This window comes from Corynebacterium cystitidis (assembly GCF_900187295.1).
In the GTDB taxonomy this organism is placed as follows: Bacteria; Actinomycetota; Actinomycetes; order Mycobacteriales; family Mycobacteriaceae; genus Corynebacterium; species Corynebacterium cystitidis.
The window spans coordinates 1,793,463-1,809,324 of record NZ_LT906473.1 but is presented as its reverse complement, the minus strand read 5'-3'; the positions used below and the strand labels follow the sequence as shown (position 1 = coordinate 1,809,324).

The window sequence follows — 15,862 nt, the reverse complement described above, 5'->3', positions numbered from 1 at the left end:
CTGTGAATCTAGGAGGTTTACTGTGTCAAAGCCACACGATGGCGGTGTGTCGGCCCTGGTTCCTGAGCACGTGTTGTCAGCGTTTCAGGCCGAATCGGATCGGCCTCAAGCGCTTGGCCCGGCGTGGGATCATGGGGTGCTGATCGGAACGACGGTGTTTGCTCCGGCTACCAGTACCTCCGTGTGGTCTGCGAAGGTGCGCGACAAGATCTCCATCAATGGAGTACGTGTTTCACGGCCAGCTCGGGCCACCGATGGGCGTTTTATCGTCGGGGGCTACAAGGCGAGTGATTTTATTGAGGGGGAGACCGCGCGCCGTGTTGATGAAACAATTGCTGCGGCGTTGCGTTTCGACGATGCGATGGCTGTTGTCGAGGCCCCGCCAGCCGGCCGGGATGACCGGTGGGCGCGCGCCGATGCCGTGGCGTGGGGTGATGCGGACTGGGATGGCCCTGTTCAGGTATGCCATGCGGATTTTCTGGCCTGCACCATTTATTCGGGTACGTTGCCGCCGGCGTTGACTGATATTGTGCCCACCGGCCAGCTGCGACCTCACGGCTACACTGCGGCGCTGGTGCTTGTCGACGCCCTGATCGCCCGGGCTGTTGATGCTGCGGTTGTGGAGCGCTGGGCGCACATTCCTGATATGGCTCAGCTCACTGAGTGTGCCTTGCGGTACCGGGAGGCGCTAGCCGGCGAGGGGCTATCGAACGAGCGTTCTAATTTTGAGCGGGTGCGGACTCTCCTGATGTCGGAGGGGTCTGCGACAATCTGAGTCATGGTTGTCGAATTACCTCCTCATCCGCAGGCCCGCCTGGTTCCGCGTGAGCTTCACGTCGCCACGCGAACGTGGGCTGTCGATGTGCCCGAACGGGGGGTGTGGCGGGTGACCGGGGAGGCCGGTTCGGGTGTGTCCAGCTTCCTGATAGACACTGCGATGGAAGCGATTCGGCGGACGGGGGACCCAGATGGGGTTTTGGTGGTGGCGCCGTCAAAAGAGTCAGGTGCGCGTCTGCGGCGGGAACTGTCAGAACGTGTCGCTCAATCTGGTTTTGTTGCGAATGAACCGTTGGTGCGCTCGGTGCACTCGTTGGCTTTCGCAATTGTTCGTCAGCGTTCTGAGGAATCCATCCGGCTGATTTCTGGTGCGGAGCAAGATGCCGTCATTCGGCAGCTCCTAGAGGGCAATGCTGAGTACGGTACCGGGACGTGGCCTGAGGAACTACGCCCTGCTCTTACCTTCGTGGGGTTTGCCCGTCAGCTGCGCGACTTTTTGCTGCGTGCTGTCGAAAGGCGCATGACTGCTGAGGATCTGCGCGCGCTGGGGAAGCGGCATGCGATGCCAATCTGGTCTGCGGCCGCCGATTTTTTGGTGGAGTACCAGCGCGTCATGCGATTGTGGGGGGTTGCTAGCTATTCGGCTTCAGAGTTGGTGTCCGCGGTGTTGGAGCAGCCGGTGGAGTCCTCGTGGCACACCATCGTGGTTGATGATGCTCAACACCTCGATCCGACGTCGGGTGAGCTGCTTGCTCAACTGATCCACCAGGCGGATCTGGCAGTAGTTGGTGGGGATGTGGATCAGTCGGTCTTTCACTTCCGCGGTGCTTCACCGGCCTTTTTCTCCTCCCTCGATGCCACCCCGATTGATCTTGGTGCTTCACGACGCTCACCCGTGCGCGAGGTGGTCATCAGTGATACGGCTGTTACTCAGCACCGCGTGATTGCTGACCATGTGCGCCGCGCTCACCTCGATGATGGGGTGGCGTGGAGCAAGATTGGTGTGGTTGTGCGCTCCACCGGAATGCTGGAGCCTATTCATCGCATCTTGTTACAGGCGGGTGTTCCGGTAGCGCTCAACCCTACTGATGTGGTGTTAAGCCAGCAGCGGATCGTCGCAGCCATGATTCTTGGGGTGCGGGCGCTGTATGATGAGTTGACGGCCAGTCAGTGGCGAGACTTGCTGCTTGGCCCGGTGGGCGGAACAGATCCTGTCACACTGCGACGTTTGCTGCGTGGTCTGCGCCGGTTTGATCCGGAGACGCGTGCGGAAGAGACGCTGCGGAGCTTGCTGCAGCCGCAGCGCCCGCTGCCTGATTTCGGTTCGATGCTTACCGATCGTGAACTCGATATCCTCGAGCGGATTCGCCGCGTCGTGCAGGCCGGCCATGCTGCGGTTAACGCTCACGGTTCTGTTGAAGATGTTCTCTGGGCGGTTTGGCACGCAACTGGGCTGAGCGACCGGTTGATGGCACATGCCTTGCGCGGTGGGGCGGCAGGCTCTCAGGCGGACCGAGACTTGGATGCCATGATGGCGTTGTTCGACGCGGCAGGCGATTTCGCGGAGCGACGCCCTGAAGCCGGGATCGAAGCCTTCATCACCCACATCTCGGAGCAAGAATTACCTACTGGTGTGCGTGATCGTCGGACCGCCACTGCCGACGCTGTCGCATTGTTGACTGCGCACGGCGTGGTAGGACGGGAATTTAGCCACGTGGTTGTTGCAGGTGTGCAGGAGGGCAGTTGGCCGAGCCTCGGTGAGACTGGTTCCCTTTTTGGGCAAGAGGACCTCATCGATCTGCTCGATAAGGGGATCGATCCTGCCGTTGTTGTGTCGCATAGTGCAGATCGTCTGAAGGAAGAACGCCGTCTTTTCCACGTGGCAACTACCAGGGCAACGGATTTTTTGCTCGTTACTGCGGTGAATGCGCCTGATGACGAGGAGGCTCAGGAGCCGTCACGCTTCATCGAGGAATTCTGTCGCCACTTCGATATTGAGCCGGTTGCGCAACAGCGGGAAGAAACCCCGGCGTGGGCGATTGATCAACCCGAATTAACTTCTGCGGTCCGTGTGTTGGCGAGGCCAGATCTCATTGCTGAACTCCGGCGGGCCGCTATCGATGACGGTGCTTCTGAGGTGGTCCGGGGCCAGGCAATCCGCCAACTAGCGCGCCTGACTCGGGCAGGAATCCCTGGTGCGGCTCCCCTTGAGTGGTACACAACCACTACCGTGTCTACTGAGGAACCGTTGCCTGCGCCTGCAGCTTTGTCGCCGTCACGTATCGAGGGGTTGCTTGCTTGCCCGCTGAAGGATGTCTTAGGCGGAATGATCCAGACCACCAACACCATCCACATGGTCCGTGGCGTTTTGGTTCACGCCTATTTTGAAGCGATCGGAAACGGTGCCGATGAGCAGCTGGCGCGCCAAGCGACCATTGACGCTTATAAAGAACTCCACAAGGTACCGTCGTGGCAGCGCCACAGCGATCTTGAGCAGTTTGACCGGCTGCTGGATCGCACGTCCCAGTGGCTGGAGGGCTCCCGCGGCGCGTTTGAGTTGATCGGCACTGAGCTTGATGTTGATGTCAATGTCACCGACGAGTTACGGATCCGAGGCAGGATCGACCGGTTGGAAAAGGACAGCGAAGGCAGGGCGATCATCGTCGACTTGAAGACTGGCAAGTACGCGCCGTCGATGGAACAGACCCGGGACAACGCGCAGTTGTTCGCATACCAGCTCGCGTTGTCTAAGGCGGTGGTGGCAGAGCAGTCGATTCGAACGGCGCGTGACGACGAGGCCCCCATCGAGGTGGGTGGGGCAGTATTGGTGTATCCGGCGACGGCTGCGGCAGGCGTGACTACTAGGGACCAAGTGGCAAAAACACCTGAGGAGCTCGCCGCGTTCACTGAAGTTATTACACCGCTGCTTGGAGAATTAGCCGGGCCTGCCTTTACTGCGCGCACAGGGCCGCACTGCGATCAATGTCTGGTGCGCGCGGTGTGCCCCGTGCAGTCGGAAGGGAAGGACATTACTCGTGGTTAATACTTCCCCGATGTCGCCGAAGTTGCTGTCAAAGTACTTGGGCCAAAAATTCCCGCCGACAGACCAGCAGGCAGCCGTTATCGGTGCGGCCCCAGGTCCGCTGCTGGTGGTCGCTGGAGCCGGTGCGGGTAAGACGGAGACGATGGCATCTCGGGTGGTGTGGCTCGTTGCTAACGGATACGCCCGCCCAGAAGAGATCCTTGGGCTAACCTTTACACGAAAGGCTGCACAAGAGCTGGGCCGACGCATTCGCGATCGGCTGACCACGTTGGCTTCTACGCCAGATCTGGTGCGCAGGCTGGATCCCACAGGCGGGCTTGCCGACGCGTTAACGGTGATCACCCCCACTGTGTCCACCTACGATGCTTATGCAGCAGACTTGGTGCGTGAATACGGGCTGCTGGTGCCAGTGGAACCGGATGCCCGGCTGATTACGGCGGCGGAACTGAATTCTGTCGCCCGCGATGTGGTGACTAATTACACCGGCGAGCTAGGGGCAAGTAGCACCGTCGGCGCGGTGACAGAAAACCTGCTGGCGTTGGTGACTGAAATGGACAATAACCTGCACACGCCTGAGTGGGTGGATGATGAAGCCACGGCTTTTATCAACGAGGTTGAATCGCTTCCGAAAGGCCCCAGGCAGCGCGCTGATTTAACCAAGACCATGGAGAAGTGGCTGACCACGCAGCAGCTACGCCGTGATTATCTGCCCCTGGTCTCTGCGCTGAAACAAGAGTTGGCGCAGCGGTCAGTGGTGACGTTCAACGAGCAGATGTCCGTGGCAGCGCGCCTCGCACGCGACCATGCCCAGGTTGGGCGATCGCAGAGGCGACGGTTCCGCGTGGTCATGCTGGACGAGTACCAAGACACCTCACACGCCCAGCGGGTGTTGCTGCGCAGCCTGTTCGGTGAGGGGCGCGATGTCCAGGACCGAGCCGACCAACAAAGTATTCACCAGGCCTCGACACCCCTGACGGTGACGGCGGTGGGCGATCCCATGCAGGCGATCTATGGTTGGCGCGGTGCAACCGCCGCGAACCTCGCCGCGTTTGTTGAGGACTTTCCGCAGCCCAACGGTGACCCCGCCCCGAAGGCGGAGCTCACCACATCCTGGCGCAACCCGCCCGAAGTCCTCCAACTAGCCAATAGCGTGTCCGATGCTGTGCTGGGGTCGAACCCTGCAACGCGTGCTGTCGCGCGCCTGGAGCCACGACCGCAGCCGGAGGCAGGCGATGTCACCGTTGGGTTTTTCACCACGCAAGACGAAGAGATGGCTTTCGTTGCCGACCAGCTTGCACAGCAATTCCACGCAACTCAGGCTGGTCTAGAGGAGACGGCAAGGAAGTTCTCAGCCGCGGTGCTCGTTCGGAAGAACTCCCACTCTGCGCTTGTGGCCCAACAGCTTGAACAACGCGGGATACCCTATGAGATCGTGGGGCTGGCAGGCTTGCTGGATGTTCCCGAGGTTGCTGACGTGATAGCAATCGCAACCATGTTGGTCCGCCCCGAGGATTCTCAGGCTGCCCTGCGCATTCTGACGGGCCCGGCCTGTGGGCTCGGGGCCGCGGATCTTTACGCGCTAGGGCAACGAGCACGAAACCTGTCCGCCACACAAGCCACCCAGCGCCCCGAAAGCGATGACCCGCTCGATCGACTCCGGCACCAATTAGAACAGGTGGTTTTTGAGACGCAGGCAATGACAAGCCACCCAGACCAGCAGGCAGGCCTGACCGATGCCGTAGCTGACCTCGGTGAACCCGAGCGCTACAGCCCCGAAGGGTTGCGCAGGCTGCAGGAATTGTCGTCGAAGTTGCGCCACCTGCGCATGTACAGCCTGGGTAAGCGCCTGCCTGATCTGATCGCAGATATTATCGCAACTTTCAATATTCGGACCGAGGTGTTGTCGCGTCCAAGCTCAACAGGCACGGTACACCTCGACAGGCTTGCCGACGAAGTCGCCTCCTACCCTGGCGCCAGCGTGGATGGGTTGCTGGACTATTTCTCCTTGGCCCGCGAACATGAAGACGGCTTAACCCCGGGTGCGGTACCTATCCGCACTGATCGCGTGCAGATTCTCACCGCGCACAAAGCGAAGGGATTGGAATGGGATACCGTCGCTGTTGTGCACGCTGACCAGCGTACGTACGCAGCGAAGGCCGAAACGTTTCTGACTCAGGTTCAACGCCTACCAGTCGAAGACTTCACTGCTATCGAGGAAGCCAGCGACAAAAAGGAATTCGAAGACGCCGGAAAAGAGTTTCTCGCGAAGATTCGCAGCGACTCCGCAGAGGAGACAGCACGGTTATTCTACGTAGCTATCACCCGGGCGGAACGACGCCTCCTGATCACCGGCTCAGCCACCACGCCTACCACCACGAAAGCCACCGGCCCGTATGAGCACTTCGAGGCACTCACCGAATTGCTAGATGCGAAACAGGTCGCTGTTTGGGCAACAGACAACCAGGCTCACGGCGAAAGCGGCGGAAACAGTGAAAGTGACACACCAGATTCATCTGGCTCGCACGCCGAAAAGGGGCAGTGGCCACAGATGAGCGTCGATAAGCGTGCACTTGAGGCAGCAACGCGTATCGACGACGCACTGGGCAACCTGCCCGATGTCGCAGCCGGCGAGCTGTTTAGCCTGTGGGAACGGGACACCACGGCGCTGATCGAGGAATATGAGGCGCTGCAATCGCCCGATGTAGACGTGGAAGTACCCGGTGAACTCACCGCCTCGGATGTGGTAGCGATCAAAGCAGACCCTGAACAATTTGCGCGCCGGGCCCGCAGGCCGGTGCCGTTTAAACCCAACGCGTACGCCAAGCGGGGCACCGCGTTCCACGAGTGGATCGAAGATTTCTACGGTGCGCGACCCCTGCTTGATGAGGACGAACTGCCAGGAAACGATGAAGCAAACGTGGATGCGGAGACATTGGCACAGCTCAAAGAGGGCTTTGAGGCCAGCCACTGGGCACAGAAAACCCCGCGGTTTATTGAGCACCCCTTTGAAATCGCGCTGGGAGACTCGGTGGTACGAGGCCGTATGGACGCGGTATTTTTGATCGACGACACCTGGTGGGTGGTGGATTGGAAAACCGGGCAACGCCCCACGGGCCGAGATATGGAGACAGCCAAGATTCAGCTTGCGGTGTACCGCGAGGCGTGGAAGCGCATCGCCGACGATCACAGAGACGTCTCCACAGCATTTTTCTACGTGCGCTCGGGGGAGGATTTCGCGCCGCGTGATGTGCCGGATCGGGAAGAATTGGAAAAGCTACTAGAGTTCTCAAACAGAAAGCAGGCGCAAAAATGAGACTTAAGAAGATGGGACCGTTGTGAGTAAATTCCCTAACCTGCGGCCGAGGGCCGGATTCCGGGGTGATGTCGAACTGATCCAACAGCCGGACCACGCGCTGCTCGACGTGATCCGCCTGCCGGGGCATTTGCGAACTAGTCCGTGGACCTTGATTACCCGCCGTTTCGCGTACGCAACAGCGATCCTGATGATCGTGGCTTTTTTAGTCTTCCTCGATAAAAACGGGTATTCGGAAGAGCTCACGCTGGTAGACGCTGTCTATTACACCGGTGTGTCCTTGTCATCGACAGGCTACGGCGATATCACGCCGGTAACGCAAGGCGCGCGCCTTTTTAATATTTTGGTGATGACGCCGGCGCGCATCGCCTTCCTGATGCTGCTGGTTGGCACCACTTTGTCGGTGCTGACCGAAGATTCCCGCAAGACGCTGCAAATTCAACGCTGGAGGAAAACAGTGCGTAACCACACCATCGTCATTGGCTATGGCACGAAGGGGCGGTCTGCCGTCGACGCTTTACTGGCAGGCGGAGAGGCACCGGGCAACATCGTGGTGGTTGATACTAACCACACCGCTTTATCCCACGCGGAAGCCGACGGGCTAGTGGCAGTACAAGGAAATGGCACCAAATCCGACGTACTGAAGATTGCGGGTGTCACCCGCGCAAAGTCCGTGGTGGTAGCAACCAGCAGTGACGATACCGCAGTGCTGTGCACCCTGTCGGTACGTGAACTGGCACCATCAGTGATGATTGTGGCCAGTGTGCGCGAGGGAGAAAACCAGCACCTCCTGCAGCAGTCGGGTGCAGACTCGGTTGTTGTGTCCTCTGAAACCGCGGGCCGTCTCCTGGGTCTTGCTACTGTCACCCCGTCGGTCGTAGAAATGACCGAAGACCTGCTCAGCCCTGATGAAGGTTTCGCCGTGGCAGAACGCGCAATCTCTGAAGACGAGGTGGGGGCCAACCCACGCCACCTAGCAGATATCGTCCTCGGCCTGGTGCGCTCAGGTGAGCTGTACCGCATCGACTCTCCTGAGGCAGAGACCGTCGAACCGGGCGATCGGCTGCTCTACATTCGCTACTCTCCAGTAGAGCCGGAGGCGCAGCGAGACTAATGGCACGTTACCTCCTGCTTGATGACACTGGCGCTTTTCCTGTCGACCGCTTTGGTGCCCCGCTTTTCGTCGCATCCGCAACCGGTGAATCATTAGGGGTGTCCGTCCATGTCACTGGCGATATCTACGCGGTACGCGTCCCCCGCGACGTGGTCCGCCACGTCTCGGAACACGAGGTGGCCTACGCCCGCAATTTCGCCAAGGACCGCACCATTGCGCGCGCAGTCAGTTTGCTGGCTCACCGGGCGCATACTTTATTTGACCCCGCCGATGGGTCTGAGTTGCGTTATGACGACGCCGGCGTTGTTGCCCGCGGAGACCGCGACCGGCCCCTCTTCCCCCGGTTGGACCCCGCAGTGATTGGGGTGGTCGTCGATACGCGTGCCGACGCTATCCTGCTGGCCGAAAACCGCCACCGCAGGGGCTACTACTCGTGCATCGCAGGCTACGTCGAACACGGTGAAAACTTAGAGGAGGCCTTCGCGCGCGAAGTGCTGGAAGAAACCGGCTACGGCTGCCAAAACATCACCTATTTTGCCTCACAGCCATGGGCGATGTCCGGCTCGCTCATGATGGGCTTTTTCGCAGAACGTGAGAGCGCGCCCCCAGCTGATGAGACAGACGGGGAACTTGCTGAGATCATTTGGGCTACGCGAAAAGATATTGAACAGCTGCCGCTGCCTTTGCCCGGCAGCCTGGCGCGGACCCTGATTGGCACGTGGTACCGCGGCGAGCACGCGATGCGAAAGGAGGGCGCATGATCGACCTGAGTGTGCTTGACGACGACCAAAGGGTTGCTGCTACCGCCCCGCGCGGACCGGTGTGCATCCTCGCTGGTGCGGGAACGGGTAAGACCCGTACTATTACCTACCGCATCGCCCACCTCATTGACCAGGGGCAGGCGTCGCCGAACCGTGTGCTTGCTGTGACGTTCACCTCGCGTGCCGCCGGTGAAATGCGCGACCGCCTGCGCACCATGGGCATTGGGGGAGTGCAGGCGCGTACTTTCCACGCGGCGGCGTTGCGCCAGCTGCGTTACTTTTGGCCGCAAGTATACGGCGATATGCCGTGGCGGTTGATCGATAACAAATTCCCCATGGTGGGGCGGGCCGCGCGCAGCGTGGGGCTGGAGAGCTCCAAGGATATGGTGCGCGACTTACTCGGTGAGATTGAATGGGCCAAGGCGACACTGCTCAGCCCGGAAGGGTACAAGGAGCGTGTCGACGACTACCACCGCACACCTCCCGTGGAGGCGGCCAAGGTAGCGGAGGTTTACCAGCGCTATGAGGATTCGAAGACCAGCCCAGACGGGATGCTACTCGACTTTGATGATCTGCTGGTGCACGTCGCGGGCGCGTTGGAGAACGCGCCGGCGGTGGCCGAGGAATTCCGCAACCAGTACCGCACGTTCGTGGTGGACGAGTATCAAGACGTCACACCTTTGCAGCAGCGCGTGTTGGAGGCGTGGTTGGGTCAGCGTGATGATCTGACAGTGGTGGGCGATGCCAACCAGACCATTTATTCCTTTACAGGGGCAACACCGGACTACCTGCTGAACTTTTCCCGCACCTATGACAACGCTACCGTGGTGAAGTTGCAGCGCGACTACCGCTCCACTCCTGAGATTACAGACCTGGCCAACACCGTGATTGGGAAGGCCACCGGGCGCGCAGCCGGTACTCGGCTTGAGTTGATCGGTATGCGCGAGCACGGCCCCCAGCCCACCTTCAACGCCTACGACGACGAGCCCACTGAGGCCCGTGAAGTGGCAGGCACGATCTTAAGCTTGATTAACTCCGGTGTGCCAGCCGGGGAGATCGCCGTGCTCTACCGAGTCAACGCCCAGTCTGCGGAGTTTGAACAAGCGCTGTCCGATGCCGGCATCGTCTACCAGGTCCGTGGCGGTGAAGGGTTCTTCGCCCGCCCAGAAATCAGGGAGGCTATCCACGCGCTGACGAAGGCCACACGCCACCCCCGCCTGCAAGCAAACCCCATCCAGGCTGCCCGTGAGGTGCTGGCACCGCTAGGGCTGACACCGACGGAACCTCAGGGTGCGCAGGCCCGTGAGCGATGGCAGATCCTCGGGGCTCTGGTTGATCTGATCGAGGGCATCGTCAACCACGCAGAGGCCACCAATTTAGTTGGCGTCCTGCAATCACTCCACAAGCGGGCAGAATCAAAGCAGCCACCGGCCGTGGACGGGGTGACACTGGCCAGCCTGCACGCGGCAAAGGGCCTCGAGTGGGATGCCGTTTTCCTGGTCGGACTGGTGGAAAAAACCCTGCCGATTTCGCACGCTATCAAGGCGGGTGCAGAGCAGATCGAGGAGGAACGCCGCCTGTTTTACGTGGGGGTGACACGTGCGCGCGAACACCTCCACCTCTCGTGGGCGCTGGCCCGGCAAGAAGGTGGAAACAAGTCGCGTAAGCGTTCCCGCTTCCTTGATGGGATCGCCCCTGAAGTGGACGTCGAAAAGTCCCCTGAACGGCTCAGGCGCGCAAAGTCCTGCCGCGTGTGTGGATTTCCTCTAGACACGCCCGCAGAGAAATCCCTGGGCAGGCATGCTGACTGTGACCCGGGCTTCAACGAGGACATCTTTTTCGCGCTGAAACAATGGCGCCTTGATCTGTCACGCCAACGGAACCAGCCGGCGTACATGATTTTCACCGACGCCACCCTGATGTCTATCGCCGAGGCCAAGCCCACCAACCATGCCGAATTGTTGGATATTGCTGGCGTGGGCCCTGCGAAAGTGGAGAACTTTGGCGACGATGTCCTTGAGGTTCTGGGCGGGTTTCACTAACTGGCGGCGTTTGTCGCCAACGTGTGGTGCTATCCGCGGCACACCGGGCACTGCGGGTGCCGGGCCATAGTGCGCGTCGACAGCGCCGGGGTGGCAAACGGATCAGCGACCACGATCTCGCCCGGCGCTGGCAAGGTGTGGGTCACTCCGGGTGGCAGCGCGGGCCCGATAGCGCGACGCAGTTGTGTGCTGGCGGCCGCCACACCTGCAGCGATCACTGTGGGATCGGTACTCGGAGGACCCGCCGGGAACCGTGACACCACGGCATTCCACTTCCCGTCAACCTGTGCATAATGCAACTGGTGACACACCAGACACGGCCCCACCCCGCGGGTGCGCACCGGCCCCACAACCACATGCTGGTCGATGGTGTTAACCGGCAAAACTAGGTGTTGGCTGTACTGCATCCGGGCGGCGAGGGTATGAGACCACGCGAGCTTATCGACGAGCACCGCGGCAGCTGCTTGAGGAACGCGCCCGAGAAACTCGGCGTCTGTCTCTGACCGCATAGGGCGACGTACCGAAAACCCGATATCGCTGAAATGGGCGCACAGATGTTTGGCCAGCGGGCTGCGCCCCAAGACATAGACACTGTCGCGAAAACGGGGCACCAGGATGCGGAAGGCGACAAGGTCGTCGATAAGCGCTGCTGCGGTGAGATCGTCGGTGCCGGTGCGTGCCGTGATGTCTGTAATGAGTAAACCGCGTGGCACCGGGCTGGTGAGTTCGCGGAAGATTTCGGCCAATGCGTGAGCGTGTGGTGTGGTGATCACACCGGCACGCGTTGCGTCGAGCCCGAATTGAAGGTGTGTGCTGTCGCGCACCACGACGGCGACGCCGCGAGCAAGATGGTAACTGGTTTCAGACACGATAAACTCTCCCCCTTGAGAACGTGATAAGTCTGCTTTAATTCCACCACAGCTACAATCATCTGTCATGTCGAACGTGAAGGTGATCCGCTCAGCGAAGCGGCGTCGAACCATCCAGGCCAGGCACAAGGGCGACCATATTGAGGTCCGCATTCCCGCCACCTTCACTCAGCAGCAGGAAGAAGAAGCCGTAGCCAACATGGTGGCCAAGCTGGCCGCCAAACACGGGTCACGGCGAACCAGCGACGCCGACTTGCAGGTCAGGGCAGAAAAGCTTAACGACGAGGTCCTGCGCGGACGCGCCACTGTGGGATCAATCCGGTGGGTGAGCAACCAGAACACCCGGTGGGGGTCCTGTACTGTCTCAACGGGCGATATTCGGATCAGTGACAGGTTGAAGGACGCTCCCGACTACGTGGTGGATTCCGTGATCGTCCATGAGCTCACACACACGTTTATCCCCGGCCACGGGCCTGAATTTTGGGTGTGGGCAGACAAAACGCCCCTCGCCGAGCGGGCGAAGGGCTTTTTGGAGGCGTTCGGGCGTTTCGTTTAAAGCTCGGTACCATCCTCCCGGCCGTCGTCCTTACCGTCGTCCTTGCGCTTGTCTGGGGTGGGCTCATTGCGCAGCATTTCTTCCAGCTTTGCAATTTCTTCGTCGAATTTTGTGTCTGGTGCGTCGTCGAGAAGCGCGTCGATAAACGCCGCTGGGTTGTTGAGGTGCTCAGCCGACGGAAGCAGATCCGGGTGATCCCAGACCTGGTCGCGGCGCTGAACGCCGACAGCCTGGGTGGCACGGCGCCACAGCTCAGCAGCCTTATCTACGCGAGGTGTTTCAAATTCGATGCCCACGACCGTGGAGAAAGCCTTCTCTGCGGATCCGCCGGTGGCGCGTCGACGACGCCACGCCTCGCTCATCGCAACCTCAGACGGGAATCGTTGCTGTAAAGCCTCGGTCACGACAATGTCCACCCAGCCTTCGACCAAGGCGAGCAGGGTTTCCAAACGCGCAGTAGCGGTAGCGTTGCGAGATGTGATGCGAGGGGAGAAGTCCATGCCCTGCAATTTGCCCAGCGCTTCCTGGATGGCCTGGGGGTCACCCGACTCCAGGTTCAACTCGCGCGCCGCCTCCTCGAGGTGCGACGTGTCAATGACCAGACCGTTGGCGTACTCCTCGACGGAAGACACCAGTCGCTCTACCAGCCAGGGAACATGCTTGAACAGGCGCTGGCGAGCTACCTCGCGCGCTGCAATATAAACCAAGATCTCCTGGCCAGGAACGTTGAGATCCTTGGAGATCTGCGCGACGTTATTCGGCAACAGGGCAGTGGTGCCAGCCGGAGCAACGGGCAGCCCGAAGTCAGATCCACTGATTGCCTGGGTGGCCAGCTCGCCCAAAGAGTGGCCGAGCTGGATCCCGCCTTGCATGCTGTTGATCTGATTCATCATTTGGGTCATCGGCCCCATCATTTCGCGGGCTTCCTGTGGCATGGAGTCGAGCTGGGCACGGTTCATCTGCTCTGCGACCGGGGTGACAAAGCGTTGCCACATCGGCAGAGTCTTCTCCAACCAGTCATGGGCATTCCACGCCTCTACGCGAGTTTCCGCTGCAGGCAGGTTGGTGGAATCGTTCAGCCAGAGGTCCGCCAGACGCACTGACTCTTCAACGGCGTTCTTATCCCCGTTATTGACGTTAGCGACCTGGCCCATCTGTTGGCGCGCGGTGCGCTCGGCGATTTCATAATTGATCGGTGAGGACGCATCGGAATTCATCGAGTCACCCATCCCGGAGAGCATCTGGCCGAATTGGCTCAAGATATCACCAAGACTTCCAGCACCGTCTTGGGGGCCACCGACGCTAAAGCTGAACGCGCCAAAAGGATTATTGGCGTTATGATCGTCGCGACGGTTGTTATCGTTGTCGTCGTCGTCATTGCTGTTGTTGGGAAAGGAGAAACCGAATCCGTTGCTCATGGGTACCACAGTACCGTCTCTTCTTGATCTAAAGCCATCAGCAGGGAAGGTCAGAGCAACGCTGTGGGCGAACAGACAAGAACACCGTGAAGGAACACAGTGAAGGAACACCGTGTCCGTTGGGGGACACAACATAGGTTAAGGTAGTTTTTCGTGAACCAACCCCGCTCGACCACCAATCGCAGGCTTACCACCATCTTTGTGGGGGCTATCCCCGTTATGCTCCTAGCCGGTGTGGTGACTTTGGACCATATTCCAGGGACCGATTTTTCCTTGGCCGTACCCTACGCTGCGCAGGGACCGGGTCCAACCTTTAACACCTTGGGCGACGTCGATGGGCAGCCGGTGGTGGAAATCAGAGGCGCTGAAACGGATGAGACGTCGGGAAACCTCAACATGACTACGGTGTCCGTCCGGACGAATATGACGTTGGCGCAGGTGCTGGGCCGGTGGTTGTTCACCGATGACACGATTGTGCCGATTGAGCAGATCTTGCCGCCTGATAAAAGCGAAGAGGAAATCCAACAACGCAATGAGCAGGCGTTCGTGTCCTCCGAAGCGGCAGCCACTGTGGCTGCAATGAATTACCTGGGGAAACCCACCATTGTTGTTGTGCATGACACGATGGGTGGGACCGCCGCCGATGGGGTGGTGGAACCGGGTGACACCATTGTCGCGGTAGACGGTACGGACGTGTCCCAGCCAGGCGTTGTTCAAGAGATCGTCCGTTCCAAAGCGCCGGGAGATACTGTGGAGTTGACTCTCAGACGGGGTGATGAGGAATTAACCGAAACCATCACGCTAGGAGAACATCCCGACGAGGCCGGTGTTGCGCTGTTGGGGATCACCATGACCTCCGCACCGGAGGAGTCGATCTCCGTGGAATACAACCTCAATGACATTGGCGGGCCGTCGGCAGGCATGATCTTTTCCCTGGCGGTCATCGACAAGCTTTCACCAGGTCAACTCAACGGGGGCAAGTTCGTGGCCGGAACCGGAACGATTTCTGAAGACGGTACCGTAGGTGCGGTCGGTGGTATTCAGCACAAGGTTGCGGCCGCCGACGATGAGGGGGCCGAGCTGTTCCTTGCGCCTGCCGATAACTGCGCCGAAGCGTTGCGCGCCGACACAGATGACCTTGTGATTGCGAAAGTAGACACGCTCGATGATGCCATCGCCGCGATGGACGCCTTTGCTGCGGGCGAGGATGTGCTCACCTGCACAAAATAACGTGTTTTAGGCGTTGTTGATCGAGGCGTTCTCGTCGTCACGCCCTGTCTCGTTCGTGTTGTTCTCGCGTGGCGGTTCAGCCAGTCCAAGCTCATAAATCTTTGTTTCTGGATCTTCCTGGTCTGAGGAAACCATCTGCTGCATAACCAGGCCTTCATCGTTATCGACTACGGTGATGACCGCAGTTGTCCCCAGAGTGGACCACCCGACTACCTTGCGGCCAGTATCTTCAACGACACGCGATGAGCGCAGTTCTGTTAGCAACTGCGTTGTGGAGGCAGCCTTCGACGTGGAGTCGAAGAACTGGAACTGGCCTACCCCGGAGCCAGAGCAATCATAAGAGCCTTTCAGCCCCGTGCTAGTGCACGAATCAAACTGCTCGAAGAGTGAATCAGGTGCGAGGGACGAAAACTTTTCCTGCACTTCCGTCACGCTTTTTGGGTCTACGTCTTTGTCATTGTCCACCGGGGTAGTGCTTGTCGACGATGTCTTCGCCCGCGTCGACGATTTCTCAGTGCTCGTCTTCTTGTTATCCTCCGCGTCCTCGTCCTGCTCGGATGGCGCTGCAGTTGTAGCGCTGGTGGGCTTGCTTGATTCGGTGGTCTGCACCGGGGTTGGGGCAGCGGAAGAGTCACTGTCTGCCTCACCAGAGTTGCACGCGACGAGCACACTTCCGGTGAGCAAACCGGCTGCGATGCTAGAGGTCAAACGGGTGATGTGGGTGCGGCGCACGGCGCAA

The 15,862-nt window shown here is 59.9% G+C and carries 11 protein-coding genes; 8 read left to right on the top strand and 3 right to left on the bottom strand.

The features are described from left to right. Window positions 1-22 precede the first annotated feature (22 nt). From CKV99_RS08510 to CKV99_RS08485, 6 genes are read left to right on the top strand one after another with little or no spacing between them, the layout of a single operon-like run. The gene (locus CKV99_RS08510) at window positions 23-775 is read left to right on the top strand and encodes a hypothetical protein (protein WP_231909989.1); all 753 of its coding nucleotides are present in this window, start codon (window positions 23-25) and stop codon (window positions 773-775) included. Window positions 776-778: 3 nt separating this feature from the next. Beyond that, window positions 779-3,820, top strand: a complete 3,042-nt coding sequence (locus CKV99_RS08505; protein WP_092255800.1) for an ATP-dependent DNA helicase — start codon at window positions 779-781, stop codon at window positions 3,818-3,820. A gap of 10 nt (window positions 3,821-3,830) precedes the next feature. Beyond that, complete coding sequence (locus tag CKV99_RS08500; RefSeq protein ID WP_092256697.1) at window positions 3,831-7,133, top strand: ATP-dependent helicase; 3,303 nt, start codon at window positions 3,831-3,833, stop codon at window positions 7,131-7,133. A 22-nt stretch (window positions 7,134-7,155) separates the two neighbouring features. Continuing rightward, the gene (locus CKV99_RS08495; RefSeq protein ID WP_092255797.1) at window positions 7,156-8,247 is read left to right on the top strand and encodes a potassium channel family protein; all 1,092 of its coding nucleotides are present in this window, start codon (window positions 7,156-7,158) and stop codon (window positions 8,245-8,247) included. Continuing rightward, window positions 8,247-9,008, top strand: a complete 762-nt coding sequence (locus CKV99_RS08490) for an NAD(+) diphosphatase (protein ID WP_092255794.1) — start codon at window positions 8,247-8,249, stop codon at window positions 9,006-9,008. The genes CKV99_RS08495 and CKV99_RS08490 overlap by 1 nt, the downstream gene beginning before the upstream one ends. Continuing rightward, window positions 9,005-11,050 (top strand): ATP-dependent DNA helicase UvrD2, encoded by a 2,046-nt coding sequence (locus CKV99_RS08485; protein ID WP_092255790.1) that lies wholly within the window; start codon window positions 9,005-9,007, stop codon window positions 11,048-11,050. Before CKV99_RS08490 ends, CKV99_RS08485 begins: the two co-directional genes overlap by 4 nt. 29 nt (window positions 11,051-11,079) lie before the next feature. On the opposite strand, the gene CKV99_RS08480 is transcribed toward CKV99_RS08485, so the two are convergent. Further along, window positions 11,080-11,919: a hypothetical protein gene (locus CKV99_RS08480; RefSeq protein ID WP_092255787.1), complete on the bottom strand. Its 840-nt coding sequence runs from the start codon at window positions 11,917-11,919 to the stop codon at window positions 11,080-11,082. 67 nt (window positions 11,920-11,986) lie between these two features. Between CKV99_RS08480 and CKV99_RS08475 the strand changes: the two genes are divergently transcribed. Further along, window positions 11,987-12,475 carry a M48 family metallopeptidase gene (locus tag CKV99_RS08475; RefSeq protein WP_092255784.1) on the top strand — a complete coding sequence of 163 codons (489 nt, stop codon included), beginning with the start codon at window positions 11,987-11,989 and terminating at the stop codon, window positions 12,473-12,475. Here the strand turns inward: CKV99_RS08475 and CKV99_RS08470 are convergent. After that, window positions 12,472-13,893 carry a zinc-dependent metalloprotease gene (locus tag CKV99_RS08470; protein ID WP_092255781.1) on the bottom strand — a complete coding sequence of 474 codons (1,422 nt, stop codon included), beginning with the start codon at window positions 13,891-13,893 and terminating at the stop codon, window positions 12,472-12,474. The genes CKV99_RS08475 and CKV99_RS08470 overlap by 4 nt on opposite strands. 219 nt (window positions 13,894-14,112) lie before the next feature. Here CKV99_RS08470 and CKV99_RS08465 point away from each other — a divergent pair, with 219 nt between their 5' ends. Next, window positions 14,113-15,123: a YlbL family protein gene (locus CKV99_RS08465; RefSeq protein ID WP_169872696.1), complete on the top strand. Its 1,011-nt coding sequence runs from the start codon at window positions 14,113-14,115 to the stop codon at window positions 15,121-15,123. A gap of 6 nt (window positions 15,124-15,129) precedes the next feature. Here the strand turns inward: CKV99_RS08465 and CKV99_RS08460 are convergent, their stop codons facing one another. After that, complete coding sequence (locus tag CKV99_RS08460; protein ID WP_092255775.1) at window positions 15,130-15,855, bottom strand: hypothetical protein; 726 nt, start codon at window positions 15,853-15,855, stop codon at window positions 15,130-15,132. Window positions 15,856-15,862: the final 7 nt, after the last annotated feature.